Below are 26,294 nucleotides of genomic sequence, written 5' to 3' on the forward strand. Positions count from 1 at the left end.
TTCCTCCGTGACATTTCCATGTCAGTTTTGCCCTTGAACAAGGTATACCACCATTTTTGTTCAAGTGCAACATTTTTTTACGAATGAATTTGTACACTTTGGGTTTGATTTTTGTTCAAATGCACAATTTTTTGATAAGCAGCGATATCATCATTTTATGCATTTCGGCCTTAATTATTGGATAGAGCGGCAAAATCTTACGAAGCCTTCTCATGTTCTACGAGAAAACGGACGCGAACATGCGCAATGGCGGATGTTGCGCGGCATCCGCCGCGCACGCTGTTTTTTGCACAAGCAGCGAACCTGTCGGCTACGCACCGAAATTGTGTTTTTTACCCCGCCGGACCGAGCTTCTTGATCGCGCGGTACGCAGCGCCGTACATGCCGCAGTCGTTTCCGAGGGCGGAAGCCACGATCGGCGTCGAACGGCATACGTCGAGCGCATAGCGCTTGTAGCGTTCGCGCACGATATCGATGAACGAATCCGCCGAGACCGACAAGCCTCCCCCGATCACGAACAGCTCGGGGTCGAGCAGGCAGGCAATTTGGGAAAGCCCGAACGCCAGCCGATCGGCAAAACGCTCGATCGCCGCCTTGGCTGCTTTATCCCCCGCATCGGCCGCCACGAACACTTCTTTCGCATCGGCGTAGCCGCCCTGTCCATCGCTTGAGTATTCGCCCGCCATGCGCACGAGCGCGCCCGCCGAAGCGAACTGCTCGAGGCATCCCGCTCTCCCGCAGCCGCAGACGAGATCGCTTCCCGGATCGACGCACAAATGGCCTATCTCACCCACGGCCCCGTTGTTGCCCGAAACGAGCTTGCCGTTCACCACGATGCCCGCACCAACACCTGTACCCAACGTGAGCAGCGCGAACGTCTTAACGCCACGTTCGCCGGCACTCCCCCTCCACATATCGCCAAGCACCGCCGCGTCAGCGTCGTTCAAAACGCATACCGTTGCACGGCCGAACTCGGCGTGGAGAAACGACTTATACGCTCTGAGATCGAGATCGATGTTGGGGCAGAGCCTGAGAGAGTCTTCCGCTGCAACCGTTCCCGGCACCGCCAACCCGATCGATACGATCCTGTTCGCATCGATTCCGACCCGCGACAGCATGGCACCGTATCCCTCGGAGAGCTTTGCGTACGATCCGTCGGCGCGCACGGGCACCGAGGCGAACGCATGGCGCGACAAAAGCACACCGCCCTCGGTGAACACGCCTACCTTCGTCGACGTTCCCCCGACATCGATCCCAAGCACAAGGTCGTCGTCGGTTTCGACCGCTTCCCCAACCGTATGGCTCACCACATCCGCACCGTCTTTCGCATCGGCACCCGAAAGGCCGATGTCCCCATTCACCGCAAACGTCCGCTGCTTGAACAGGCGCGAAGCGCCCATCACGATCGCAAACACACCTATCGAATCAATGAGCTTGTTAAACGCTATCGCAAGGAAGCAGGCAAGCGGAGCAGGCACCGCCCAGCCCACAAGAGCTTCCCAATAGCCGACGGTACCCGCAAGCGTGGGCACGCCGCCATCGAACGCATAGCTCAAGCACGTCGACAGAGCCGCGCTTACAACAACGAGGAACACCAGGGCAATTCCGATCGAGCGCAGGGTAATGGCCCTTCCCTTGGCGAAGAGAATACCATAGACCAGCGCAACGATAGCCGACAGGGCGAAGTACAGCAGATTGCCCGCGTTCTGAAACACGATCGCCAGATACAGATTGTCTGCAAACCCGACGATGAGGGCCGCTGCCGGCTCGAGGATGACGGCAACGAGCGCGGTTCCAGCCGTATCGAGCCATACCGGCAGCCCGAGCCAACGGACGAGGTCGTACAGCACGATATCGAGCACGACGCCGAGCGCCATGACCGCCGCGTAGTAGACGACCTTGGGATGGGCCCTCGCGTAGGCCCGTACGCTTTCATACGAGCCGGGCGATTTGCCCTTGTAGCGCCCCGGCAGCGCCGTATGGAAGTAAGCCACATGGTCGGCTTGGCTCTTGCGCACCTCTTCGAGGTAGCCGCCCGTGATGATGCCGGCAGGAAGCGCGATCACGGCAATGCCGAACAGCGAGGACACCATCGAAATACCCCTGCCGAGATCGGTGAGGGGCGATACGTCCCCGTATCCGACCGTGGTCAACGCCGTAGTTGCCCAGTAGAGCGCCTCAAAGAAATGGTCGAACGTATCGGGTTCGTTCACGAACATGATAAGGCCCGAAACGAAAATGTATGCAACCGCCACCATGAGCACCGAAAGCAGCGTTTTACGCTCGGCCTTAAACACGTTTCCCACGATCATGAGGTTTTTGGAATAACGGAATATCTTGGCAACCCGCAACACGCGAAGGAACCGAAACGTCTGCGGAAGAATGCCGAGCGACGGAAGGATGGCGAGCAGATCGATGATGGCGAGCGGCGTGAACGGATACTTCGCGAACGCCTTCCACCCCCGCTGCCCCGTTTTGAAATCGTTGGTCATCCACCTGAGAACGTAGTCGAAGAACAGAATGTACACCGTCACCACATCGAGCATGGTGAGCACGCCGTCCTGCTCCTTGAACATAAGCGGAACCAAACTTGCGAGGGCAACGATGACGATGAAGATATCGTATGCGCGACTGAGGGCGTCGCCTGGCTGCGCGCGCTGCACGATTTCATATATGCGTTTTCTCATTCCGACCGTTAACGGAGCAATACGAACGGTGCTCCCGTTCCCCCTTATGCAAAGCAGTAACGTTATCATTCGATGCCATGATACCGTTTACCGCTTTCGCGGGAGAAGAAAGGCGCTGCTTCAACTGCTGCTTGCAGCAGACGCGGCAAGCGGTGAACTTCAGCGGACGAGCGCTACTCGAGCAACGCTCCATCGGTGCCGATGGTGCGCACGACAACCGGAACCGCCTTGCCGCTCGCCGCTACGGCATCGCGTACCGCACGCTCGATGCCGCCGCAGCACGGCACGCTCATGCGGGCGACCGTGACCGATGCGATATCGTTCGCCGATACGATTTCTGTCAGCTTTTCGGTGTAATCGACCGCATCGAGCTTCGGGCAACCGACAAGCGTCACCCTTCCGGCCATGAAATCCCGGTGAAACGCCCCGTAGGCGAACGCCGTGCAATCCGCTGCGACGAGCAGATCGGCACCGGCGAAATACGGTGCCGCCGGAGATACGAGTTTGATTTGCACCGGCCATTGGCGAAGCTCGCTTACGTTTTCGGATTGCCGCCGCCCCACTGCAGCCGCGGTTTCGCGCGACCCGAACGAACGCGCAGCGCTGCCCGGGCACCCATGGCGCACGGCCTCCTTCTCGCGCTGGGCCGCCGCAACGGCAGCTTCGTCGTAGGGCGCGGCCATGCGCTCCTCGAACGCAATCGCTCCAGTCGGGCAGGCGGGCAAGCAGTCACCCAACCCGTCGCAGTGGTGCTCGAACATAAGCCTTGCCTTGCCGTCGACCAAGGCTATCGCCCCCTCGTGGCAGGCGTCTACGCACAATCCGCACCCGTTGCATCGCTCTTGGTCGATCGTGATGATCGTTCGCATTTCTTCAGTCATATGAACTCCCGACGTTCTCAGGTGGTTTGTCTGGAAGCACCGTACCATCGGGGCGTCGCAGCGTCTGTTGTTTTTCCAACGATGTGCTTGGCACGCCATCGACGCACCGCATCGGATACGGATGCGGGTGCGGGTGCGCATTATGCGAGCTCGGCGTTCGCTTTCTCCTCCGTCTCGAGCGCTTTGGCGAGAATCTGCATACGCGCTTCGACGTCTTCGATGATACGGCTGCAATCCTTGAGCTCGTCGTACGAATCGATTCCCTCGATCGTGCGCACAGCCTTGTATTTAAGATCATGCTCCAAGCTCGCCCAGAAATCCATCGCGATGGTGCGGAATTGAACTTCGACCGGCACGATTTCCTTCTTGTCGAGGAAATACACCGGCACCTGCACGATGATGTGGAGGCTGCGATAGCCGTTGGGCTTCGGCTCGGCGATGTAATCCTTTACGGTGAGCACGGTAAGATCGTCCTGTCGCTTCACGAGATCGAGCAGGTTGTACACATCGCTGATATAGGAGCAGATGACGCGAATCCCCGCGATGTCCATGATGTAGGATTCCATGTCCTCTATGGTCGTCTGCTTGCCGTAGCGCTGCAGCTTCTCGAAAATGCTCGCCGGTTTTTTGAGACGCGATTCGATATGGTGGATGGGGTTGCGGTTCTGCTTGGCGTTGAGGTCTTGGTCGAGAATCTCGAACCGTACTTCCATCTGGCGCATGGCCGCATGGTACTTCTGCATGATGCCGCGCGTTGCGCTCTCGAGGCTGCGAAGTCGTCCGATGTCGTCGATCGTCAGATTGCGCGTTTTCAGAATCTCGCTGCCTTCGGCCACCGAAAGATCGAGCTTCGGTTCGACAGTTGCCGCTTGTCCCATGTGACCCGCCTATCATGTATACGTTGCGCGGAACGCGTCCGTGCGCGAATATGCGTCAGCAACCACTAGGATACCGAAGTCCGACCGTTCACGGTCGGTTTGCAGCCAATTGTCAGCAAATCTTTAGGATTGTCGGGATTACGAGTAGCCGCCAAACCGCACCGGTCACTCGGGCAGACAGCCCACTTGATACACCACGACCTTGTTCTTCCCCGTCCGCTTTGCGCGGTACAGGGCATCGTCGGCCTTGACGAACGCATCGCGATAGGTCAGGTCGTCCTCTCCGACAACGTGCACGCCCACGCTCAAAGAGGGAGCGCTCCCAAGGCCCGGCAACCGGTATTCGGAAATGCGCCTCACGACGCCCTCGATCTTGCAGAGCGCAACGTCGAGATCGATGTTCTTGAGCAGCAGCACGAACTCGTCGCCGCCCACGCGACCGATCACGTCGGTTTCTCGGAAGCTCGACCGCAGCACGGTGCCGACTTCGTGCAGAAGGGCATCGCCTTCGATGTGGCCGCACGTATCGTTCACCGCCTTGAAATCGTCTAGGTCGAGCACGGCGCATACGCTGCGCCCGCGCAGCAGAGGATCGGCTAGAGCGAGGTTGACGAGGTCTTTTGCCGTTGCATGGTTGGTGAGGCCCGTCGTTTCGTCGAGCTCCGCCCGCTTACGCAGATCGAACTCGTTTTGAATATCCTCGATCAAACCCACGAGATGCCACGATCCGTAATCGTCGCTGACGACGAACAGATTGGTCCGATACCAGGCGTACCCCTTGCCATAGTAGTCGGCTTGGTATTCGATCGCGCCGCTGTCAGCGCCCTCGCGCGCCCGCTCGAACATGGTGCGCACGGTTTCGATGCTATCGGGATGCACGACACCGAGACGCTCGTCGACAAGCGTCTCGTAGTAGCGCGGAATGACCTGCGCCTCCATGCCGGTTCCGCTGCGATCGATGTAGAGGAGCACCGTATCGGATTCGAAATCGTAATCGAAGCTGATGGCGTGAGTCAGCTCGCTCAGGATACGGTACCGCTCGTTGAGCCACGAGGCAGAGCGCCGCTCGCGCACCCCGTCGGTTACGTCGGTTGCGACCACGTAGAGCACGACACCCTCTTCGTCCGAGTTTCCGACGCCCTCGCGAAGCGCCCTGCCCTGCAAATGTATCGTCGCGGAAGATCCGTCGCCCTGCTCGACCTCGAACTCGATGTCTATACCATCGGCGATCAGCGATTCGATCCCGAGTTTCTCCCCTCCCTCGCCGACCGCATGCTGCAGCGAAGCAGGTTGATGGGAAAGGATCATCCCTCCCAAATCATCGCGGACGCTGCCGAACATCGCATGCATGCGATCGCTCAGATACTGCGGAAACACCCCATGAGCGGTGCATCGGTAAACGCCGACGCCTACCGGCAGCTTGCCGACGATGTCTGCAATACGTTCGTCGGTTCTCCGGTCTTCGGCCGATACGCGCTCGCTCACATCTTTGTTGCACCACAAAACGTAGCCGTCGGACATCCGCAAAAACGTCGTCTGACACCAGAGGATACGATCGTCCGATTGCAACCGGTACGAGAGGGTGATCGGATCCTCGGCATCCATGTTCGCACATGCTTCGACTGCCGCGCGCAGCTGCTCGCGCTCGGTCCGATCGGGGATATGCTTGCTCCATCGCCCAAGGGACTCCTCCACGGGAATCGACCTCGAATCGGTCGAGGGTCTGTGCGCCGAATAGATGAGGCGGCACAGCCCTTTCTCGCAATCGTATTCGATGACCTCGTCGTACACCGAGCACAGCACGCTGGCATAGCGCTGCATATCGCGCTCGTGCTGCTCGACGCGACGGTGGGATACGTCGTTGAACGCCGCCTGCACGATCCTTTCGCCGTCTTCTCCCTCGGTAAACGAGGAGTTCCCCTCGATCCAGATAGTCGATCCATCGCGGCGGGTCGCTTGGCAGGTGAACGGCACAATCGCCGTTCCGTTTCTCAGGCTCTCGATCGCCGCAAACTGGGCCTGCCTGCTCTCGGGGAAAAGCGGACCGAAAATATCATCGCCTACCATATCGAAGAATTCTTCGCTGTTCGCACAGCCGAAGATGTCGCACCCCGTCCGGTTGATCGATACCAGTTCGAGCTTGTCTTCCACAGTGTAGCGAATGATGCCGCAGGGCATCGCATCGTACAGACGCATCTGCATCGCTGCCTGTTGCCTGAACTTGCGCTGCGCTTCCTGATCTTTGGTCACATCGGTCAGAACAGCGACGATGCACATGGCGGCGCCGCTGCGGTGCATGACCGACGATGACACGTGCACCCAGCGAAAGCCGCCCAATCGGCTGATGATGCGCACCGTGATCGAAAACCGCTCGTTACCGCCGAACAAGCTTTCGACGCACGCCTGGATAAGCCGTCGATCTTTCTTGACGACAAGGCCCCTCACGTCGGGCTTCGCGAGTTCGACGTATTGCTCGCGCGCGCAATCCGACAACTCGGCTGCAGCATCGCTGAAATCGAGCAGACGTGCGGAACCTTCGTCGATCTCCATGAACAGGATTCCACCTGGAACGCTGTCTATCGTCGCACGAAGTCGATCACGGAGCACCTGCTGCTCGGTCGTCTCTTCGAACTGTACGAAAAACGAATGCACACCGGATGCGCAGGCAAGCGGCTTCATGCGAATGCCCACCCAAAGCACCTCACCGTCATAGCCCTGCATTCTCGCCTCGTACTCACCCGTACCTCCCTCGGCAACCAGCCGAGCGAACAGCGCTTTAACCGATAGCGCATCCGAAGGAGAAAGCATGCCGAAGAACCCCGCAACGTCTTTCGCGCTGCCGCCGAGGCGGTTGCCGAACCAACGCTGAAAGTCTTCGTTGCCGCGAATCACTTCAATCGATTTGTCGGCAGGGATGTATTCGGCAAGAACCGCCGGTCCGACGAAACGATTGAAAAGAAGTGCGAAGTGAGAACCCGCATCCCAGATGTCTTCAGTCCCGACCCCCTCATCGGAATGCGGCGTCTCGTCACCGGCCTCGGAAGCCCGCATGCGCAACATTTCCTCGAACGATGAACGGTCGATCGGCCGCGCGAACAGATAGCCCTGCATGATGTCGCAGCCGATGCTCGCAAGATATTCCGCCTGCTGCCGCGTTTCAACCCCCTCCGCGATAACGGGAAGATCGAGCCAGCGCGACATGCGCACGATAGACGCGAGAATAATGCCGCCCCGCGTTTCATTGCTTGCATCGAGAAATCCCAGATCGAGCTTGAGAATATCGACGGGGACATCGTTGAGCGTATTGAGCGAAGAGTATCCGCTGCCGAAATCGTCCATAGCCACGACAAAGCCAGCGCTTCGCAACGCATCGACCACGCCGATAAGCTGCCTCGGCGCCTCCATGTAGGCGCTTTCCGTAATCTCAAGATGCAGCAAACCCGCAGGGATACGGTATTTTTCCACCAAGGAGCCCAGGTAGGAGCAGAGGTCATCGCGATATATGTCAACGCGCGAGAGGTTGACCGAAAGCCTCGGTACCGTTTTCATCCCCTCATCGTCGAGCCACTGGCGAAGCACCCTGCACGTTTCTTCCCACAGGTAGTAGTCCAACTGCGCGATCAAACCCGTACGCTCGAAGACGGGAATGAATTCAGCAGGACTTATGAGGCCCTTCGTCGGATGCTGCCAACGAACGAGCACCTCGGCGCCCGTAATGGCACCGGTGGAATAGCTGAACTGCGGTTGGAAGAACGCAACGAATTCGCCTCGCTCGAGAGCCGGGGCCATTTCGCCCGCCATCTCTTGCTCCTTGAGAAGAAGATCCCGCAGCTGATCGTTGTAATACACGCATGCGCTTGCACCAACCGATTTCTTCGCTTCGCGCAACGCAATGAGAGCCCGGTCGCTCATCCTCACGGCATCGAGGCTTGGATCGTCGATTACGTAGATCCCCAGGCGAACGAAGAACGTAAAATCAACCGGATAGGCGCAGAACCATTGATTGAGCGCGGCCAAGAACCGATCCGCATCGAATGCATCTGCGGGTACGCACGATATGAAATGATCGGCCCGCAATCGAGCGGCCGCCGATCCCTGCGGCAGAATATCGACGATCATGGAGCCCACGGAGGCGAGCAGCCTATCGCCCGCTTCGGCTCCGTAAAGATCGTTGAACACCTTGAAGCGGTCGAGATCGCCGTAAACGAGAATGAACGTCCTGTCGGGGTTCTCGTCAAGGAGCATCCGCACGCGACGATAGAAGCCGTCGGCATTCAACAATCCCGTAAGCGCATCGCGTTCGATCGCAGACGGGGATTCACTCGGATAAGGCTTTTTGGGTTGCCTCGTTCCGTGCGCATGTGCAGTACCCACCGGAATACGGGCCTCCTCGGTTCGCGCTTAATCCTAACTAATTAGGTTCACATATAATAGCGCTCAACGCAAAGCATAGCTATATGAATTATTTTCTGTTGTCTCGAGAGCGCAGCGTACGAAACCGCGCGGCCCGCATGCTTCCGCCCCCAGGCTCCTCCCTTTCGCCCCGCAAGTCCAGGATCCTGAAACAGCGTGGTAAACGACGCCTTATTCTCTCTCTTTCGCCTCATCCCACAGCGCCTGCATCTCGTCCATCGAAAGCTCTTCGACCTTGCGGTTTTGCGCCCATGCGGCACCCTCGATGAACGCCCAGCGACGACGGAACTTCGCGCTGCTCGCGCGCAAGGCGCTTTCAGCGTCGACGCCCATTTTACGTGCCACGTTCACGAGCGTGAACAGCACATCGCCGAATTCGAGTTCCACCTCGGCCTTCGCGCCTTCGGTAACCTTGCCTTTATCGGTTTTCGGCGCTGAGGCAAACGCATCGCGCAGCTCGGCAATTTCTTCGTCGACCTTTCCCCATACGTCTTCGAGCGTATCCCACTCGAACCCCACCGACACGGCCTTGCGCGAGATCTTCTGAGCTTGCATGAGAGCGGGAAACCCGGTCGGTATGCCGTCGAGAAGCCCTTCGCGATCTTTGCCCCCGTCGACGGCCCGACCGTCGACGGCATCCTTTTCGGCAAGCTTGACGCTGTCCCACAACTCGAGCACGTCGCCTGCACTCTGCGCTTTCGCGCTCCCGAACACATGCGGATGGCGGCGAATCATCTTCTCGTTCACATCGCGGCAAACGTCGTCGATCGTGAACTCGCCCGCATCGGCGGCGATCTGGCTCTGCAGCACCACCTGCAACAGCACGTCGCCGAGCTCCTCGCGCAGATGGACGGTATCGCCCGCCTCGATGGCATCGACCGCCTCGTAGGCTTCTTCGATCATGTTCTTGGCAATGCTCTCGTGCGTCTGCTCGCGATCCCACGGGCATCCGCCAGGCGCCCGAAGCGCCGCTATCGTATCGACGAACTCGTCGAATTCTTCGTGTTCAGTCATAGGTACTCCTCGCTTCGCGTCTCGCATACGAGTATAACGCTCATCGTGCGCGGCCGTCCTTACTTCCCCCGAAACGTATTCGCCAGTGTGAGGAGTTCTTGGCGCTCGTGGATTCCCATCTTCTGGTAAATGTGCCTCACGTGGGTCTTTGCGGTGTTCGTACTGATGTAGAGCGTCTCTTTGATGTAGGGGATGCTCCGCCCTCGCAGCAAGAGCCCGAGCACCTCCTGTTCGCGCTGAGTCAGCCCGTATGCATCGGCGAGCAACGCCGTCTTGTAGGGCGCGCCGTCGCTCTCCGATGTCTCCACCGCCCCGGGTACAACCTCCCACAGGAATCTGCTGATGTTCTGCTCCCTCACAAAGTAGATCGCGGCGAACGTGAGCAGCAGCACTTCGAGGGATACCAGATAGGGCAGCACTTCCTCGTGCATGTCCGTCGAAACGGAATGCGCGATCGCATTGCCCGCGATAACGCCGAACAAACCACCCGCCCGCAAGGCCAGCTGGCCCCATGCGAGAATCTGCACCGGCGAGTTCGTCGCATGCTTTGCCGCATAGACCGTCAAAAGCGTAATGGCGTTTTCCGCAATGAACGATGCAACGATGACCGCGATGCTGAAGCACGCGAACCTGCCGTCGAACGGAAGGATGAGCGAGAGAAACCCGATGGTCGCCGTTACGATGGAGGCGCGGAACAGCACTTCGAAATGGCAATCCTTCATGAGCTTCAAAGCCACGAACATCACGGCGAACGTGACGAACCGCCCGATGATCGACACCCAGTTGCCGAGCGTATACGAGTTGTCGATGCCCGAGAGCACATCCTGAAAGCCCGATTGCGAGAAGTTGAATCCGAAGCAGAGCATCACGACGCCGATACCGATCGGCGCGAACTGCTTGAGCGATATGTTCCGCCACGGTTTCGCCGCGGTCGCCGGTTCCTCGGATGCCCGCAACGACCATGCCCATCGAAATCCGACGAGGCACACAAGCGGCAGCACGACAAGAAGCACGAAGGCCGCCTCGTAGGGCAGCGATCCGAAAACCAGCGCGCAGACCGCATCGATGCCGATCTTTGCGAGGATAATCGTTTTCACCTTGTCGAAATCGATGGAGACGAACAGCTCGCTCCACAAAAGCCAGAACGTCTCGATGCCGATACCGCAGCACACCGCCCCGAGCGCAAGCAGCGCGAAGCTGTCGATCCACCCGTTTGCCGCACAGGTGACGAAAAGCGTTCCGAACGAAAGAGCGATAGGCACCCCTGCAACCACCGTCGGGTGCGCAGCGAGCGACGGGATACGGCGCCCGACCGCAACGAACACGGCATCGGTGAGAAAGCGGGCAACGATGATGATGGATACGAGCGCTTGAATCGAAGCCACTGCATCAACCGACGGCCCGATGCTGATATGCAGGTTGATAGCGAGCGTCATCCATACGCGCGTGAGCGCGAACGAGATGGCGCCGACGATGACCAGCAGAGCCGCTCCCCTGAAGGAGACCGTTCCTTTCTTCAGAAAACCCCACATGAAAGCCCCTCACTCGAAATGGATGACGCGCACATTGCCGATGTTTCGCATGATGCGTGCGATGCCGAACCGCATGGCGCTATGACACGCTGACTGAGCGGCGGATCGGTTGTCGAGTGCTCGGTCAAGAAAGCAGTTTCTCAGGTTGCTTTTGCAAGCATCGATCGTATTGCATTCGGCACCGTTCCGTCAACCAGGTAAGCGATTACGAAGGAGCTACAGGGATGCGTATCAACAAACAAGCACAGCAAACGAACGGCATGAGCCGCAGGGCATTCGTCGTCGGCGCGGGCATGGCTTGCGCCGGATTGGGGTTGGCGGCATGTTCGCCGGCTGCATCGGGCGAAGCGAAGGCGGAAGGCGGCGGGTCGGCGCCTGCAAGCTGGGACCACGAAGTCGACTTCCTCGTCGTCGGATCGGGAACGGCAGCCATCGGCGCCTTGGCGGCAACCGATGCCGAAGGAAAATCGGTCATGCTCATCGAGAAGTCGGATGCGCTCTTCGGCGGCACCTCCACCACCTCGGGCGGCGGCTTCTGGACGCCCATGAACCGGTGGCAAGCCGACGTCGACGTGACGGACAGCCGCGAAGCCGCGATCGCCTACATCGAGGGATGCGGCGGCGGGCGCACCGACAAGGCGACCGTCGAGGCGTTCGTCGACACCGCACACGTGATGATGTCGTGGCTGAGCGATACCACCGGCGTCGAGTTCGCTGTGGGAGGAGCGCACGACTACTACGACAACGTCGAGGGCTTCCTCAACTACGGGCGCAACTCCAAGGTGAAGAGCGGCAAAGCGGGCGATATCTGGAACGCCCTGCAGGCGAAGCTCCAGGAGCGCGGCTGCGAGATCCTCATGGGAACCGCTTTGAGCGAGTTCTATACCGATGAAAACGGTTCCGTCATCGGCGTCAAGGCAACCCAGGGCACCAAGGAAGTGGACATCAAGGCAGGTGCCGTACTGCTGGGCACCGGCGGGTTCGACCACGATCCCACGATGGTAACCGAAAACCTTCCCGCGCCCATCTACTACTCCAACGCCGCTCAAACCAACACCGGAGACGGGCATCGCGCCGCAGGCCGCATCAACGCGAAACTCGGTTTGATGAGCTTCATCTGGGCCATGCCCAACTTCTTCCCCGGCAAGCCCGACGCGTTCGACCCCTCGGCCTCAGTCCAGTTCGACATCAAAGGCAACGACTTCAACCGGTACCGCGGCTACCCCAACTGCATGATCGTGAACAGCCGCGGCCACCGCTTTGGCGATGAATCGGCAACGTATCCCGTCTACAACATGAGCATGCAGAACTTCAGCTCGGATACGCTCACCTACGAGAACATCCCCGCCTACTTCATCTGCGATTCGACCTACACCGAAACCTACAACCTTCCCAGCATGGACGAAGGCGACAACTCGTGGTTCGTCTCCGCCGACACCATCGAAGAGCTGGCCGAGAAGCTCGGCATCGACGCCGCCGGCCTTGCGGCCGAAGTCGCCACGTTCAACGGATACGCCCAAACGGGAGTCGACGAGGACTACCACCGCGGCGAGAAGGAGTCGAGCAAGAGCGCGTGGCTCAAGAACATCGACCGCCCCGATCTGGCGAACCAGATGATCGGCCCGATCGAGAAGGCCCCGTTCTACGGTGCCGTGTACCTACCCGCAATGACCGGCACCTGCGGCGGCGTGAAGATCAACGAGAACGCGCAGGTCGTCAACAACGACGGCGAGGTCATCGGCGGCCTGTACGCCTGCGGCAACTGCACGGCCTCCATCGCCGGCGGTGCCTACCTCGGCGGCGGCGCCACGCTGTGCCCCGGCGGCACCATGGCCTACATCGCAGCCCATAACGCACTCGGAATCGAATAGATCGCACCTGCCGGCGTCGGGATATCCGGCGCCGAGCATCTCGGTGCCCGCATCCTGCGGCGTTCGCCACCGGAACGCCGCAGGCCCCTGTCGGGAGCCGCCTTTGCGCGGCAACGCGGCAAGGTCTTCGCTTTTTGGCAGAAAACGCATGGTATTCGTCATCGCCCCAGCCCTCCTCTTGTAGCCGATCTACCGATCAAACAATTGATCTGGGAAAACGAACAGACTACCTGCAGCTGCCGTCCACTCGGTCGCACGAGTACCGCCGAAGCGACGAAAAACTCGCTTTTCCTGCCACAGCCGACCGTTTCGAGCAAAACGGCAATACGACGTCGGGTGCAGTTTCGATCCGTTGCGCACCGATTCCGTTTCGCAACGAGCCCCTCGTCCGCGAACCCATCCATCCTTTTCAACTCCTATGTTTCTCACTGTGCTAAGGTGTTGCAGAACACTACGCGCAAGGAGCAAACTATGCCCGACAACACCAACGATACCGTACCCGCGATCTCGCCCGAATCGCTCGCACAGATCAAGATATTCCAGCAAGGGGAAGTAACCGAGGCGGAGATATACCGCCGCATAGCCGCCCGTACAAAAGACGAGAAGAACAAAGCGGCGCTTTTGCGCATTGCCCAGGAAGAGGCGTTCCACGCCGAACGATGGCGGCGTTATACCGGCGAGGACATGAAGCCGGAGCGGGGCAAGGTTATGCTCCACACCATCATGGCACGGGTTCTCGGATTCACGTTCGCGGTAAAGCTCATGGAGAACGGCGAAGGAAACGCCCAGGACAAGTACGAGCAGCTCGCCGTCGAAGTGCCCGAGGCGATGGAGATTCGCGCCGACGAGATCGAACATGAGGAGGCGCTGCTCGAAATGCTCGACGAAGAGCGGCTCTCGTACGTAGGCTCAATGGTGCTCGGCATGAACGACGCTATGGTCGAGATGACCGGCACGCTCGCGGGCCTCACCCTCGCCATGCAGAACACGCGCCTCATCGCGCTTTCGGGCTTGATCACCGGCATCGCCGCCACCCTCTCGATGGCTTCGAGCGAATACCTCTCGACGAAAAGCGAGGGTAGGCCCGACGCGCTCAAATCGGCGAGCTACACGGGCGTAGCCTACCTGATAACCGTTGCGCTCCTGATCCTTCCCTACCTCCTGTTCGACGAGGCGCATTATCTTTGGGCGCTCGGCACGATGATCGTAATCGTGCTCCTGATCCTCGTCGCATTCAACTACTACCTCTCGGTGGCGCAGGGATTGCCATTCAAGAAGCGCTTCGGGCAAATGGCCGGCATCAGCCTCGGCGTTGCCGCGCTCTCGTTCGTGATCGGCATCATCGTGAAGCAGTTTTTGGGCGTGGACATCTAGTCCGCTTCGGGATCCGCAACCGTCGAACCGTCGACGCCCTGAACGCGCATGCTCCTGTCCTTCGCAGCCCGATACAGCCGCAGCGCGATGTAGCCGACGAAGACAACCGAGTACACCGCGACGCTCGCCTGCGCCGCAGCCCCGCCCCTGAGCGCTGCGGGGAGCAGCATGAGCAGCAGATGAACGTACACGAGGATGAAGAACGGGTACGCGAGCGTCTGGACGCGCTTCCACGTATGGAGCTTCATGCTCCGTTTGACGATGGCGAACGACGTCACCCCGAGCACGAGCAGCAGCGCGAACAGCACGAGCGCCACCGCGAGCGAACCGAGCACGACGCCGTTCATGTGCTCGGCGCCGTGCGAGAGCTGCGGCACGTACGACATCAGGTAGACCGCCATGTGCCCGAGCGACAGGATCCATGCGACGATGGAGAGCTCCGCCCGGATGGGCAGAAGGTACGTTTTCGCCTTCGACCCCTGGGCGAACACCCCGATGTACATCACGACGGTGAAAAGGGCGAGCGACAGGGTGCATTTGTGGACGAGTAACGTCAGAGCCCCCGTTATCGCCCTCGGAAACTCAATATAGTAACCGCATACGAACAGGACATCGAGAGCAACGGCGAGAGCGTAGAACAAAATCGGATACTTTTTCATCGGCTTCTTCAAAACAAGAACCGCGATAACCGTGCACAGCAATACTACGAGAAAATTCATCTCATATTCCTATCGATTAGACTCTTCCGTTAGGCTAGTAAGAAAGATAGCTGCAGGCTGCGCTATGGCGCCATATACGCCCCCATGGGAATGTTCGGTGGTGCGCTTCATGAACGATGGCATCCAGCGCAAGGCATGCTGTTCGAGAAACCGGGTGACCCTATCGCCCCAGAGAGTCTCGGCTTCGATATCTTCCTGCTGAATTGCCGATGCAAGGCTTCCGTAGAGAAACGACATGAATTCGAATTCGCGAAAGATGCTATCACACGGCTCGGTGCGGCCGTCTTTCGCCACGACTCCAGCTTCGCGCATCTGCGCTTCAACGTCAAGCGTAATAGAGGAACGAAACAGCGAAGGCGTTCCACCCCTTTGGTGCTCCACATGGAGGAATGGGCCCTCGTATGGGTATACGAAAACTTTAGCAGGATTAAGAAAGATCAGCGAGTACTCTCTGCGCATACGCTCGTACAAGCTCGACTCCGCTTCGGTTGCCATCCGAATGCCGGCAATCGAAGCATCAACATCCTCGCATCCCGCATCAGCCAAACACGAGGCGCAATCATCGCCAAACGATCCGTCAACCAATGCAGACACCAGCTCTTCATCGGGAAACGAAAACGCGTGCGAGAGCAACTCGCACATATCGGCTCTTCCCACAATGTTCAGTAAACGCAATTCGTTGTCCATTTAGCTTGCCCCTCACCATGGATACGCGCCACCCGGAAAATGCGTCCGAGGACAAGCCCCGGACGCAGCTATAAAAACAGGCAGTTACACGAGGTAGTAAACATTCGGTGCGGTTCCTGCGTCCTCACGCAAAAACATCGTTTCTCTACCCTCAATGGCTTTCGAGATCTCAGACTCCGGATCGTCAAGGTCTCCCCAATAACGAGCGCGGCCCGGGCAACACTGCATACATGCGGGAACCTCCCCACGATCGATGAGGTTATGGCAGAATGTGCACTTCTCGACTGTACCGCCTCGATGCGTCGGCGCATCCGCCTCGCCTACGACGATATCGAGATAATACTCCGGATCGCCGCCGATAAGCGTACGCACCTCATCATAGGGACATGCCTGGATGCACGATTCGCACCCGATGCACAGCTCGTCGTCGACCCATACGATACCGTCTTCTCGCTTTTGCGTAGCGCCGGTCGGACACACATCGAGGCAGGCGGGATTCTGGCAATGCTGGCACTGAACGGGCAGGAAACCTAGCGTGCAATCAGGATACGTCCCGCCAGCAACATCATTTGTGATGGCTCCTTTCACTACCGCTTGCCCAAACGTAGAGTAGTCTTTATCGGTTTTGGTATAAACAACGTTGTACACCAGGTCTTTCGGAAGATTGTTCGCGACCTTGCATGCCGCGGCGCACGCTTGGCATCCAAAGCAGCGATTCAGATCTATCGCCATTCCGTAACGCGTCATAGTCACTCACGCTCCCTACATCTTCTCAATCGATACAGCCACGTCATTGAAAGCCTGGTTAGCGCACACTTGGTTATATTCCCTTGAAGGAAGGCTTGCAAAGTGTCCGTCGATAAAATCGTCTTTCTGCCAGCTTCGGGCAGAGCTGATCATTCCACGCGGTAAGCCCGCATTGATGGCGACTTTCATAACAACAAAGCCCTGATCGTTAAAAAGCTTCGCGGTATCGCCTTCGGATAAGCCGAGCTCTGCTGCATCGTCAGGATTAAGACGAACAATAGGCTCCGGTTCGTATTCCTTGACGTATTCGCAATCCCACCACTGCGTATGGGTATGGGTGCGCATATGTTCTGACAGCAAATGATACGGATGGGCTTGACGGTACTCACGGTCGGCGCCGGCAAACGTCGGAGTCTCCCAATGAAGACCGCGTTCGATCGATTCGTCTATCTCTTTACCGGATACGTAAGCAGGCGTTACAGTCTCTTGATACAGGCCGATGCGGCCCGTTTCAGTTCCAAAGACTTCAGCCTGCGCAATTTTATCCCCCTCGGGATATATTCGAGCAGCCTTATCGGTCTTGAGCTTTTCCACCGTGCAGCCGACACTGCGCCAGTAATCGGAATCGAGCAGCGTTTCAAGGTATTCTTCTTCGCTGATGTTCCAGAATTCGCCGAGACCAAGCTTATCGAGTAAGAGACCGAAAATCTGGAAGTCGGGCTTCGCTTCGCCAACGGGTTCGATGCATTTATCTTGCCACAGCAAATACGGATGAGACGAGAACAGGAATCCGAGATCAACCTGCTCGAACCAATGCGCAGACGGCAGTACGATATCGGCGTGTTTGCATGTTTCCGTCATGCACATATCGGCCACGACGACAAACTCCAGCTTGTCGAACCAATTCTGCGTGTACTCATGGTCGCACATGGTCACAATCGGGTTCGAGCAATGAATGTAAGCGCTCTTAATCGTAAGATCTTCGCCCAGGAATTTACCGGTCTCGAGAACATCAGAAACCTGCACCGTATGCAACAAGTTTGCTTGACCGGGGCATGGGTTGCCGGAAGAATCGCTAGGATAGCATGCTTCCGCGATATTCGAGTACATGAGTTGCGGTAAGTACTCCTCCGACTGGCCGATGGCCGCACCGGGAGCACCAGCATTACCCGTTAGCAGAGAGACGAGGTAGACGGGCCACGCCGAGTAGTGTCCGTTACGGTAATGGTTCATGCCCATCATGATCTCAGTGGTAACCGGTCCGTCTTCGTGGTAGATTCGAGCAAGTTCGCGAATATCGTCTTCTGCAACACCGCAGATACCCGATGCCGTTGCCGGCGGATACTGCGAAATGTAGCCCATGGCGTTTTCGTAAACCGTCTGAACCTTGATACCTTCAACCTCAGTAATGCCCTCAAGCACAGGGCTTGTCGTCTCGCTGAAAGCGACAGCCGTCCCCGATGCCTCGTCCCAAACGGCAGGGGGGTCGATCACAGTTGGCTCACCCGTTGCCGGATCAAGCTCCCCTTCGGTCGGCTCAACGCCAAGATCGCTCATTCGCAAGAACTTACCGTCCTCCTTGATAAGGAGTCCGCAATTGGTTTTGTTGCGCAGCATGTCTTCGTCAATCCAACCGTTCTCAAACAACACATTGAGAACGCCGAGAGCTAAAGCCCCATCGGTACCCCCTTTGACGGGCACCCACCAATCGGCTTTCGAAGCAGTTGCGTTGTAGACGGGATCGATCACAACGAATCGGGTCCCGTTTTCTTTGGCTTCCATAAAGAAATGCATCGTATGCATAAGCGATATCGTGGGATTGTTTCCCCAGATAACTTGAGTTTTTGCGTTCTTTCGATCAGTGAGCTCATTCGCAAGATCGATCCCGCCGGTTGCGCGCTTGCTGCCGAATCCGACCGCTGCATCCACGTCGAGACTGCAATACGAGCACCCAAGCGCATTGACGAAACGCTGGTATGCCCCAGCGCCGTTGCATGAGCCGCTCAATGCAGCGTAATTGCCAGAGCCAAGGAAAAACATGATCGAGGTCGGCCCAAATTGCTCCCGATAGCCGTTCCATTTCTCGGCGATAGTATCGAGCGCTTCGTCCCAGCTAATGCGCTCGAAATCGTTCGATCCGCGCTCGCCAACACGCTTCATGGGGTAGAGTACTCTATCCGCACCGTAAATACGCCCAACATGCGTCAAGCCCTTCGTGCAAATGCGATTGTATTGCGTATCGGGCATATCGCGAGCCGTTGTACGCACCACCTGGCCATCGCGCACGTGAACGTTCAGGAAGCACCCGCCACCGCAATTCCCGCGGCATACGCCTGCATAAATCTCATCAGCGGGAATCGACTCGGGCTCTTTCACCTCTTCCAGGTTCTCTGCCTTTGGACTGCACCCGACCAAAGCACCCGCAGCCGTCAATACAGCCGCACCTTTGATAAAGCTCCTTCGGGTAAAACCATGCGTCTTTTCGTCCTGCATGCTCTCTCCTCCTATCTCAAGTCGTTAGATCGACTTCAGCCGTATCGCTTCTGTCGTCCTATGAGCTAGGCGACTTCGGCGGTCAGCCGAGGAAAACCTTTCCCCTAGTTTTCCCATATTTAAACTTTATCGAGAAGCAAGGCTTATTGCGATTAATCGAAAATAAGTTTTCGATTAAGAAGTTATTAACCTGATATTAACGGGAATGCAGCACGTTACAGGGCATCGGCCATCTTGTAGCCCACCCTCTGCACAGTGAGCAGGTACTTCGGCTCCGAAGGGTTCTCCTCGATCTTCTCGCGGATCTTGCGCACGAACACCGTGATGCTGTTCGTATCCTTGGCATCGGCGTCCCCCCAGATGTACTCCTGGATCTGGCTCCGCGTAAACACCTTGCCCGGGTTCGTAGCGAGAAAGGCCACGATCTCGAATTCCTTAGTGGTAAGCTGCACCGGGTTGCCTCTCACGAACACCTGGTACTCGTCGAAATGCACCTCGAGATCGCCGATCTTGGCCACGCCTTCGCGATTGCAGCAGTGGGCGAATTCGATCGTATCCTTATGCCTGCGAATGTTCGCCTCGATGCGCAGCAGGAGCTCGGTCGAGTTGAACGGCTTGGTTACGTAGTCGTCGCCGCCTGCTTTGAATCCGATGCTCTTATCGACGATATCGTTTTTTGCCGACACGAAAATGATCGGTATGCGCCTTCCCTCGTCGCGGATCTTGCGGCACAGATCAAAGCCGTTGATGCCCGGAAGCATGACATCGAGCAGCAGAAGGTCCGGCTTTTCATCGGTGAGCGCCTCAAGACCCTCCTCGCCGTTCATCGCTCCGCAGTACTCATACCCGTTCGAAACGAGCAGCTCCCCTATAGCCGTGTGGAGGTTCGCCTCGTCATCGATCAACATCACCTTATACATCGTCTTCTCCTACGATCGCCTTGCGGGGGATTCGGATGATGAACGAACTGCCCTTCCCGAGCTCGCTTACAACCGAAACCAAGAATCCTTGCAGAGCCGCGTACTCGCGCACGAGGGCGAGTCCGAGGCCGCTGCCGTTGTACTTCCTCGTCGACGTGCTATCTACCTGGAAGAATCGCTCGAATATGCGTTCCTGATCTTCTTCGGCGATTCCGATGCCCGCGTCCTTCATCACGATGAGAACTCCCCCGGTTTCGCGATCGCATTCGACCATGAGGTGGATCTCACCGCCATCGGGCGTGAACTTTACCGCATTGCTTCCAAGATTTTCAAGTATACGCAGTACTTTCTCGTAGTCGCCGTTCACGAGCGGAACATCGGGAGCAACGCTCGTCCCGAACCCGACCTCGTATTTTCTTGCAAGCGGAGCGATGGTGCTTCTCACCGAAGCAACCACATCTCCCAGATCCATCGGTTCGCATGTCGCCCTCACACTGCCAGCATCGGAGCGTGCGATATCAAGCATGTTGTTGATCATGCCGAGCAGGATCTGGCTGTTCTTCTCGATCTCCTCCCACGATTGCCGTTCGGCCTCATCCCCCGATTGGCTTCGCTCTCGCGCAATCTGGGCAAACGTGATGATTGACGTGAGCGGCGTACGAAGCTCGTGGTTGACCATCGAAAGCAGATCGGATTTGAACTGCATTTCCTTTTCGAGCTTCTCATTAAGGTGCTCGAGATTGCTCCGCTGCCGCTCAAGAGCATCGTTTGCTTCACGTAAATCATGCGTGCGGTCTGCAACCTGTTCTTCGAGGTTCGAATAGATATTCCGCAGCTCTTCCGCCATGTCGTTGAACTGCACGGTGAGGCGGCTGATCTCTTTTGCCGACCGCCGCTCGTCAAGGGCAACGGCAAGAGAGCCGCCCTGCATCTCGCCGAACGCCGACTTCATACGGTTGAGGGGTCTTGTAACGAAAATCATCGTGATGGCGTACACCATGATGCCGATTACCGTTGTAAGCAGTGCGAAATATGCGATATCCCTGATCACGTTGCTGCGCATAATCTCTTGCTGCTGATCGAGCGGAATGACGATGCTAATGGCGCCGCCGACGGAATCAAGCGTCCAACCTTCCTTTTCATGACCCGTGATATCGATTTCCCCAACCGGATCGCCATGGCATTCAAGGCAGCTCTCGTCGACTTCGAGCGCCTGAACGTAGCGAAACCGCTCCACTCCCTCGAAATCAGCGATACCATAGTATTCGGTGACCTGGGAGTTTTCGTCAAACTCCGTGAGCGCCTCCGATTCGTAAGGATCGGGTTCTCCCTGGTAGTTGCGCGGGTTGAAATTCGTATAGCGGATCGTGTAGTTGTTGTTCTTCGAAAAGATCGTGCCGACGCTTTTTCCTACAACGGCGCAGTGAAGACCTTTGAATTCGTAGATGCCATCGGAGGTGTAGTTGATCTTCCTCTGGGAATTGTCCATGAACTGCCATACCGCGTCCATCTCTCGCGCGAAGGTTCGCGCCTCTTCGAGCAGGGCCGCCTCGGTTTGCTGCTGCTGAGAGTGCACGTCGAAAATGGCAAACATGAGAAATGTGATCGCGAACGCAACCGTCAGAGCACTCAGATATATCGTCTTCAGGCTTATATTCTTCAGGAATTTCAGCATCGTGCGCACCCCCACCCGCTCGCTAAAAGAGCTTCGGACACTCTACGGTAACGGAAATGCGGAAGAATTCCAACTGTTTTTTCGCAAGGCAAAACCGGCCGGAATGCTCAGGGGGGGGGCCGATCAAGATCGGCTGCGGGCGGCATCAGATGCGAACGGGATGCAGCCGACGTCGGCTGCACGCGGGATGCGATGGGACTCGCCCTTGCAAGATGATCGCCCTTCTGAATTCGATTAAATAGCTTCAACTGCCCGATTGTGCCGCAGTTTTCGCGTGGCGTTTATGGCTAGCCTTGCTAATGCACGCTTTTGTCAAGCAAATATGCCCCAGTTGCATGGTTTTACTTGTCAAAAGCGTGCATTAGCAAAAGACTCCGAAAGAAGGCTCCTGAGGAGCTCCCGCTTCGGGAGAACCCGGGGGCGGTCGGTCTTCCGGCCACCCCCGAACGGAGACCCGCGAAACGCTATCCGCAGATCGCAGCCAGATCCTCTTCGGGCGTGCTGATGGGCCTGATGCCGAAGGCGTCGACCAGCACGCTCAAAACGCCGGGCGAGACGAACGCGGGAAGCGTGGGCCCGAGGTAGATATCCTTGATGCCCAAGTGCAGCAGCGTCAAGAGAATGCAGACCGCCTTTTGCTCGTACCAGGAGAGCACGAGGGTGAGCGGCAGGTCGTTCACGCCGCACTCGAACGCTTCGGCGAGCGCGACCGCAACGCGGATGGCGCTGTACGCATCGTTGCACTGCCCCATGTCCATGATGCGCGGCAGTCCGCCGATGGTGCCCAGGTCGAGGTCGTTGAAGCGGTACTTGCCGCACGCAAGCGTGAGGATAATGGAGTCTTCGGGTGCCTGCTTCACGAAGTCGGTGTAGTAGTTGCGGCCCGGCTTCGCACCATCGCATCCGCCGACGAGGAAGAAATGGCTGATCGCACCCTGCTTGACCGCATCGACCACCGTGTCGGCAACCGAAAGCACCGCGCCGTGGCCGAACCCGGTCATCAGGGTCGTACCTCCGTTGACACCCGCAAACGTCTGCTCTTCGGCGTAGCCGCCGAGCTCCTTCGCCTGCTCGATGAGCGCTGAGAAATCTTTGTCAGCGCCGATATGGGCCATCTCGGGATACGCAACCACGCCGGTGGTGTACACGCGATCGGAATACGAAGGCGCAGGCGGCATGAGACAGTTCGTCGTGAAGAGGATCGGCGCAGGCAGGCTGTCGAACTCCTTGCGCTGATTCTGCCACGCAGTACCGAAGTTGCCTTTGAGGTTTTCGTACTTCTTGAGTTCAGGGTACGCGTGAGCAGGCAGTATCTCGCCGTGGGTGTACACGTTCACGCCTGAGCCCTGCGTCTGCTCGAGCAGCAGCTTAAGGTCGTGAAGATCGTGGCCGGTTACAACGATGAACGGCCCGGGTTCAACGCTCATCGTAACCTCCGTCGGACTCGGCGTGCCGAACGTCTCGGTGTTCGCCTTGTCGAGCATTTCCATACACGCTAGGTTCACCTCGCCGACCTTGAGCACGAGAGGCAGAAGCTCGTCTTGGCCCATATCGGAGGCGATAGCCGCCAATCCCTCGTAGATGAAGGCCGAAACCGCCTCGTCGCGATATTCGAGGACGGCGGCGTGATACGCGTAGGCCGCAACTCCGCGCAGCCCGAACAGGATCAGCGATTTCAGCGAACGGATATCCTCCTGCGCATCCCATAGATTACGCATGAGGAAATCGGGGGCGTTCACCACGCCAGACGTTTCCGCGATGCGGCTCTTCTCGGCGTGCACGCATTCAGTCAATCGCTTGATCTCGGCATCGTCGAAATCAACGTTTGTCAGCGTTGCGAACAGCGACTCCATTGCCAAGTCGTCGACGGCATCGGTGCGAACGCCCGGCTTCTGCCGCACCATCTCGGCCAACGCTACAAGTGCGCCGGTCAGCTCATCTTGCAGAAGTGCGGTTTCAGCCTCTTTGCCGCAAACGCCAGCGCGCCCCGTACAGCCGCTGCACCCCACAGTCTGCTCGCATTGGAAACAAAACATCTCGCCCATAACGCTTCCTCTCACTTTCGACCGGCACGCAAAGGCCGCCGGCCATCGATGTACCACTTGCTTGGTGAGGAGAACCATAGGATACTGTTTCCAACCAATCAGTTGTTTTTACAACGAAAGGTACCGATGGAACGATATCTTCCCATAATCAGCCGCTCCCCCCTTTTCAAGGGAATGCTCGGCGACGAGATCAACACCATGTTGAAATGCCTCAACGCGCAAACGCGCTCGTTTGAGAAAGGTGCCTACCTGTTCCGCGTCGGCGAGACGACCACAACCATGGGATTGGTACTCGAAGGATCGATCAGGCTCGAAAAGGAGGACTACTGGGGAAACCGAACCATCCTCGCCTCGATCGGGCCCGGCCAGCTTTTCGCCGAGGTCTACGCGTGCGAGCCCGAACTGCCCTTCGACCTCAACGCGATAGCCGCGAAAGATTCCGTCGTGCTGTTCCTCGACGTGCGCCGGGTGACCACGATGTGCACCTCTGCCTGCGAGTTCCATACGCGACTCGTCCGCAACCTCCTCGCCTCGGTGGCTAAGCGCGCCTACACCCTCACCCGCAAGATCGAACACACGTCAAAGCGCTCCACGCGCGACAAACTGCTCTCATACCTCTCCGACCAAGCGGAAAGCGCCCGTTCGAGCACCTTCGCCATCCCGTTCAACCGCCAAGAACTCGCCGATTACCTCTCAGTCGATCGAAGCGCCATGTCGGCGGAGCTTTCGAAGATGCGCAAAGAGGGACTCGTCGATTTCGATAAGAATCGCTTCACCATCTGCAACTTTGCCGAATAGGACCCACACGTCGCATAACCGCCGAACAGCCGAACAGCCGAAAGGAAAGACGCTATGATCGATTCGAGAAACGCCGCCTTGATCATCATCGACATGCAAAACGGATTCATCGATGCGGAGTCGTCGCTATGCATCGCCGGAGCCGAGGCGACTCTGCCGGCGTGCGAGAAGGCTCTCGCCCGTGCGCGCGAACTCGGAATACCGGTGTTCCACGTATGCCGCGAATACGCGGCCGACGGCTCCGATGTCGAATCGACGCGCTTCGAAACATGGCTTTCGGGCGGCAAGCCCATCTCGAAGGCATGCGCTGTCTGCAATTCGCTCGATTTTCCCGCCCCCGTCGCGCCGCAGGGGAACGACCGTATCGTCGTAAAGCCGCGATTCTCGGCGTTTTTCGGAACCGACATGGACGAGACGCTGCGAAACGAGGGCGTATCGACCGTCGTGCTCATAGGCACGACCACCCCGAATTGCATCCGTACCTCGTGCTACGACGCCCTCTCGCTCGACTACAACGTCGTGATCATCGAGGATTGCACGTCTTCGCGCACACCCGAGGTGCAGGAGGCCAACATCGAGGATATGGCGCACATCGGAGCCCAGATCATCAACGTTGAAACGTTTTGCAGCGAGGGGCTCGAATCCATACGTGACATCGTCGGCGAGCATCGGGCGCGCATCGCACAGGGCTGTTAGGCCGTATCGATCTCCTCGCGCGGATCGTGCAGATCGTTCGGAGGCACGCGTACGTCGGAGTAGCCCATGTCGCGCAGCGCCTGCGCTGTGCGCCACGGAACCGAGAGGTCGTCGAACTTCGCGCAGTACTCGATCGCCTGCACGAGCGTGATGTTGTGGAACAAATCGCCCATCGTATCGACGTCGACGACCGCCGGCAGGTACAGGGCCGGAAGTCCGAGCTCTGCCGCCTTGTCGATGTAGGCGGGCAGCACAGTTTTGCCGTCCTTGTTGTAGAACACGCCGTCGTGGCTCATGGCGGTTTCCCTGGTCCACCCGATAATCGATACGCCCATCTCCTGATCAGGTGATATCACGATACCGCCACCCGGCACATCGCAGAGGGCGCGGAGCTTCTCGAAACCCTCGACGACAACCGCCCGCGGGAGCGCCGGCATATCGGCTCCCATCGAGAGGATCGTATCGAAGCCCATTGCGAACACCTGCTCGAACGCATGGTTATAATGCTCGTCGAACGAAGCCCCCTCGTCGCAGATAATGCTGATATTGCGCGGCCACTGCCCCGATTCGTCGAAGATGCGCTGCATGACCTCGACGTTTTTCTGCGGCGTGGTCGAGATGATGAGCTCGTATTCGTCGACGATGCCTTCGGACGCAGCTTGGCGTGATTCGAGCTGAGCAAGCGCATCGCAGCATATTTCGGCAACGTCGAACAGCATGCAGTGGTAGAGACCCGAAGCGACCTCCGGCTCGAAGATGCCGTCCTTCAAGACGGTCAGACGGGTCTTTACCAATCCTGCTATGGGTGGTTTGCTGAACAGCAACAGGGCGTTCTTACGTATGCGCACGGGCTTCTCTCCTCGA

General features: G+C 58.0%; 18 protein-coding genes. 4 read left to right on the forward strand and 14 right to left on the reverse strand.

Features of this window, described 5'->3' with window-relative positions:
• Positions 1-332 precede the first annotated feature (332 nt).
• The 6 genes from MWL89_RS15000 to MWL89_RS15025 form a co-directional block, all read right to left on the reverse strand.
• A complete protein-coding gene (locus tag MWL89_RS15000; RefSeq protein ID WP_244387102.1) occupies positions 333-2,687 on the reverse strand; it encodes an ROK family protein in 2,355 nt (784 codons plus the stop codon).
• 173 nt (positions 2,688-2,860) lie between these two features.
• Positions 2,861-3,568: a 4Fe-4S dicluster domain-containing protein gene (locus MWL89_RS15005; RefSeq protein ID WP_244387104.1), complete on the reverse strand. Its 708-nt coding sequence runs from the start codon at positions 3,566-3,568 to the stop codon at positions 2,861-2,863.
• Between the two features lie 140 nt (positions 3,569-3,708).
• Positions 3,709-4,446 (reverse strand): GTP pyrophosphokinase, encoded by a 738-nt coding sequence (locus tag MWL89_RS15010; RefSeq protein WP_102380135.1) that lies wholly within the window; start codon positions 4,444-4,446, stop codon positions 3,709-3,711.
• Between the two features lie 165 nt (positions 4,447-4,611).
• On the reverse strand, positions 4,612-8,820 hold the full coding sequence (locus tag MWL89_RS15015) for an EAL domain-containing protein (RefSeq protein ID WP_244387106.1): 4,209 nt from the start codon (positions 8,818-8,820) through the stop codon (positions 4,612-4,614).
• A 210-nt stretch (positions 8,821-9,030) separates the two neighbouring features.
• Positions 9,031-9,873, reverse strand: coding sequence for a nucleoside triphosphate pyrophosphohydrolase (gene mazG, locus MWL89_RS15020; protein ID WP_244387109.1), 843 nt, complete (start codon positions 9,871-9,873; stop codon positions 9,031-9,033).
• Between the two features lie 59 nt (positions 9,874-9,932).
• Positions 9,933-11,405 (reverse strand): response regulator transcription factor, encoded by a 1,473-nt coding sequence (locus MWL89_RS15025; RefSeq protein ID WP_244387112.1) that lies wholly within the window; start codon positions 11,403-11,405, stop codon positions 9,933-9,935.
• Between the two features lie 224 nt (positions 11,406-11,629).
• Between MWL89_RS15025 and MWL89_RS15030 the strand changes: the two genes are divergently transcribed.
• Positions 11,630-13,276 carry an FAD-dependent oxidoreductase gene (locus MWL89_RS15030; RefSeq protein WP_244387117.1) on the forward strand — a complete coding sequence of 549 codons (1,647 nt, stop codon included), beginning with the start codon at positions 11,630-11,632 and terminating at the stop codon, positions 13,274-13,276.
• A gap of 471 nt (positions 13,277-13,747) precedes the next feature.
• The gene (locus MWL89_RS15035; protein ID WP_102380140.1) at positions 13,748-14,650 is read left to right on the forward strand and encodes a VIT1/CCC1 transporter family protein; all 903 of its coding nucleotides are present in this window, start codon (positions 13,748-13,750) and stop codon (positions 14,648-14,650) included.
• Here the strand turns inward: MWL89_RS15035 and MWL89_RS15040 are convergent.
• The 7 genes from MWL89_RS15040 to hcp form a co-directional block, all read right to left on the reverse strand.
• On the reverse strand, positions 14,647-15,369 hold the full coding sequence (locus MWL89_RS15040; RefSeq protein WP_102380141.1) for a ferric reductase-like transmembrane domain-containing protein: 723 nt from the start codon (positions 15,367-15,369) through the stop codon (positions 14,647-14,649). The genes MWL89_RS15035 and MWL89_RS15040 overlap by 4 nt on opposite strands.
• Positions 15,370-15,378: 9 nt before the next feature.
• Positions 15,379-16,056, reverse strand: a complete 678-nt coding sequence (locus MWL89_RS15045; RefSeq protein ID WP_244387122.1) for a TorD/DmsD family molecular chaperone — start codon at positions 16,054-16,056, stop codon at positions 15,379-15,381.
• An 84-nt stretch (positions 16,057-16,140) separates the two neighbouring features.
• Positions 16,141-16,803 (reverse strand): 4Fe-4S dicluster domain-containing protein, encoded by a 663-nt coding sequence (locus tag MWL89_RS15050; protein WP_102380143.1) that lies wholly within the window; start codon positions 16,801-16,803, stop codon positions 16,141-16,143.
• Between the two features lie 15 nt (positions 16,804-16,818).
• On the reverse strand, positions 16,819-19,296 hold the full coding sequence (locus MWL89_RS15055) for a molybdopterin-dependent oxidoreductase (protein WP_244387125.1): 2,478 nt from the start codon (positions 19,294-19,296) through the stop codon (positions 16,819-16,821).
• Between the two features lie 215 nt (positions 19,297-19,511).
• A complete protein-coding gene (locus MWL89_RS15060; RefSeq protein ID WP_102380145.1) occupies positions 19,512-20,216 on the reverse strand; it encodes a response regulator transcription factor in 705 nt (234 codons plus the stop codon).
• On the reverse strand, positions 20,209-21,891 hold the full coding sequence (locus MWL89_RS15065; RefSeq protein WP_244387129.1) for an ATP-binding protein: 1,683 nt from the start codon (positions 21,889-21,891) through the stop codon (positions 20,209-20,211). Before MWL89_RS15065 ends, MWL89_RS15060 begins: the two co-directional genes overlap by 8 nt.
• Before the next feature lie 464 nt (positions 21,892-22,355).
• Positions 22,356-23,936, reverse strand: coding sequence for a hydroxylamine reductase (gene hcp / locus MWL89_RS15070; protein ID WP_244387132.1), 1,581 nt, complete (start codon positions 23,934-23,936; stop codon positions 22,356-22,358).
• Positions 23,937-24,062: 126 nt separating this feature from the next.
• Here hcp and MWL89_RS15075 point away from each other — a divergent pair, with 126 nt between their 5' ends.
• Complete coding sequence (locus tag MWL89_RS15075) at positions 24,063-24,734, forward strand: Crp/Fnr family transcriptional regulator (protein ID WP_244387134.1); 672 nt, start codon at positions 24,063-24,065, stop codon at positions 24,732-24,734.
• Positions 24,735-24,788: 54 nt separating this feature from the next.
• The gene (locus MWL89_RS15080; protein WP_102380148.1) at positions 24,789-25,430 is read left to right on the forward strand and encodes a cysteine hydrolase family protein; all 642 of its coding nucleotides are present in this window, start codon (positions 24,789-24,791) and stop codon (positions 25,428-25,430) included.
• On the opposite strand, the gene MWL89_RS15085 is transcribed toward MWL89_RS15080, so the two are convergent.
• A complete protein-coding gene (locus MWL89_RS15085; protein WP_244387141.1) occupies positions 25,427-26,278 on the reverse strand; it encodes a TIGR04282 family arsenosugar biosynthesis glycosyltransferase in 852 nt (283 codons plus the stop codon). The two genes, MWL89_RS15080 and MWL89_RS15085, sit on opposite strands and share 4 nt — an antisense overlap.
• Positions 26,279-26,294: the final 16 nt, after the last annotated feature.

The organism is Raoultibacter timonensis (genome assembly GCF_022845715.1).
GTDB classification, from domain to species: domain Bacteria; phylum Actinomycetota; class Coriobacteriia; order Coriobacteriales; family Eggerthellaceae; genus Raoultibacter; species Raoultibacter timonensis.

What these genes read in the sequence shown, in the direction of transcription:
- MWL89_RS15050 (WP_102380143.1), bottom strand. Translation starts at nt 16,803, where the DNA reads ATGACGCGTTACGGAATGGCGATAGATCTGAATCGCTGCTTTGGATGC.
- MWL89_RS15065 (WP_244387129.1), bottom strand. Translation starts at nt 21,891, where the DNA reads ATGCTGAAATTCCTGAAGAATATAAGCCTGAAGACGATATATCTGAGT.
- MWL89_RS15080 (WP_102380148.1), top strand. Translation starts at nt 24,789, where the DNA reads ATGATCGATTCGAGAAACGCCGCCTTGATCATCATCGACATGCAAAAC.
- MWL89_RS15030 (WP_244387117.1), top strand. Translation starts at nt 11,630, where the DNA reads ATGCGTATCAACAAACAAGCACAGCAAACGAACGGCATGAGCCGCAGG.
- MWL89_RS15025 (WP_244387112.1), bottom strand. Translation starts at nt 11,405, where the DNA reads ATGTGGGGTTTTCTGAAGAAAGGAACGGTCTCCTTCAGGGGAGCGGCT.
- MWL89_RS15055 (WP_244387125.1), bottom strand. Translation starts at nt 19,296, where the DNA reads ATGCAGGACGAAAAGACGCATGGTTTTACCCGAAGGAGCTTTATCAAA.
- MWL89_RS15060 (WP_102380145.1), bottom strand. Translation starts at nt 20,216, where the DNA reads ATGTATAAGGTGATGTTGATCGATGACGAGGCGAACCTCCACACGGCT.
- hcp (WP_244387132.1), bottom strand. Translation starts at nt 23,936, where the DNA reads ATGGGCGAGATGTTTTGTTTCCAATGCGAGCAGACTGTGGGGTGCAGC.
- MWL89_RS15040 (WP_102380141.1), bottom strand. Translation starts at nt 15,369, where the DNA reads ATGAATTTTCTCGTAGTATTGCTGTGCACGGTTATCGCGGTTCTTGTT.
- MWL89_RS15045 (WP_244387122.1), bottom strand. Translation starts at nt 16,056, where the DNA reads ATGGACAACGAATTGCGTTTACTGAACATTGTGGGAAGAGCCGATATG.
- MWL89_RS15075 (WP_244387134.1), top strand. Translation starts at nt 24,063, where the DNA reads ATGGAACGATATCTTCCCATAATCAGCCGCTCCCCCCTTTTCAAGGGA.
- MWL89_RS15000 (WP_244387102.1), bottom strand. Translation starts at nt 2,687, where the DNA reads ATGAGAAAACGCATATATGAAATCGTGCAGCGCGCGCAGCCAGGCGAC.
- MWL89_RS15005 (WP_244387104.1), bottom strand. Translation starts at nt 3,568, where the DNA reads ATGACTGAAGAAATGCGAACGATCATCACGATCGACCAAGAGCGATGC.
- MWL89_RS15010 (WP_102380135.1), bottom strand. Translation starts at nt 4,446, where the DNA reads ATGGGACAAGCGGCAACTGTCGAACCGAAGCTCGATCTTTCGGTGGCC.
- MWL89_RS15035 (WP_102380140.1), top strand. Translation starts at nt 13,748, where the DNA reads ATGCCCGACAACACCAACGATACCGTACCCGCGATCTCGCCCGAATCG.
- mazG (WP_244387109.1), bottom strand. Translation starts at nt 9,873, where the DNA reads ATGACTGAACACGAAGAATTCGACGAGTTCGTCGATACGATAGCGGCG.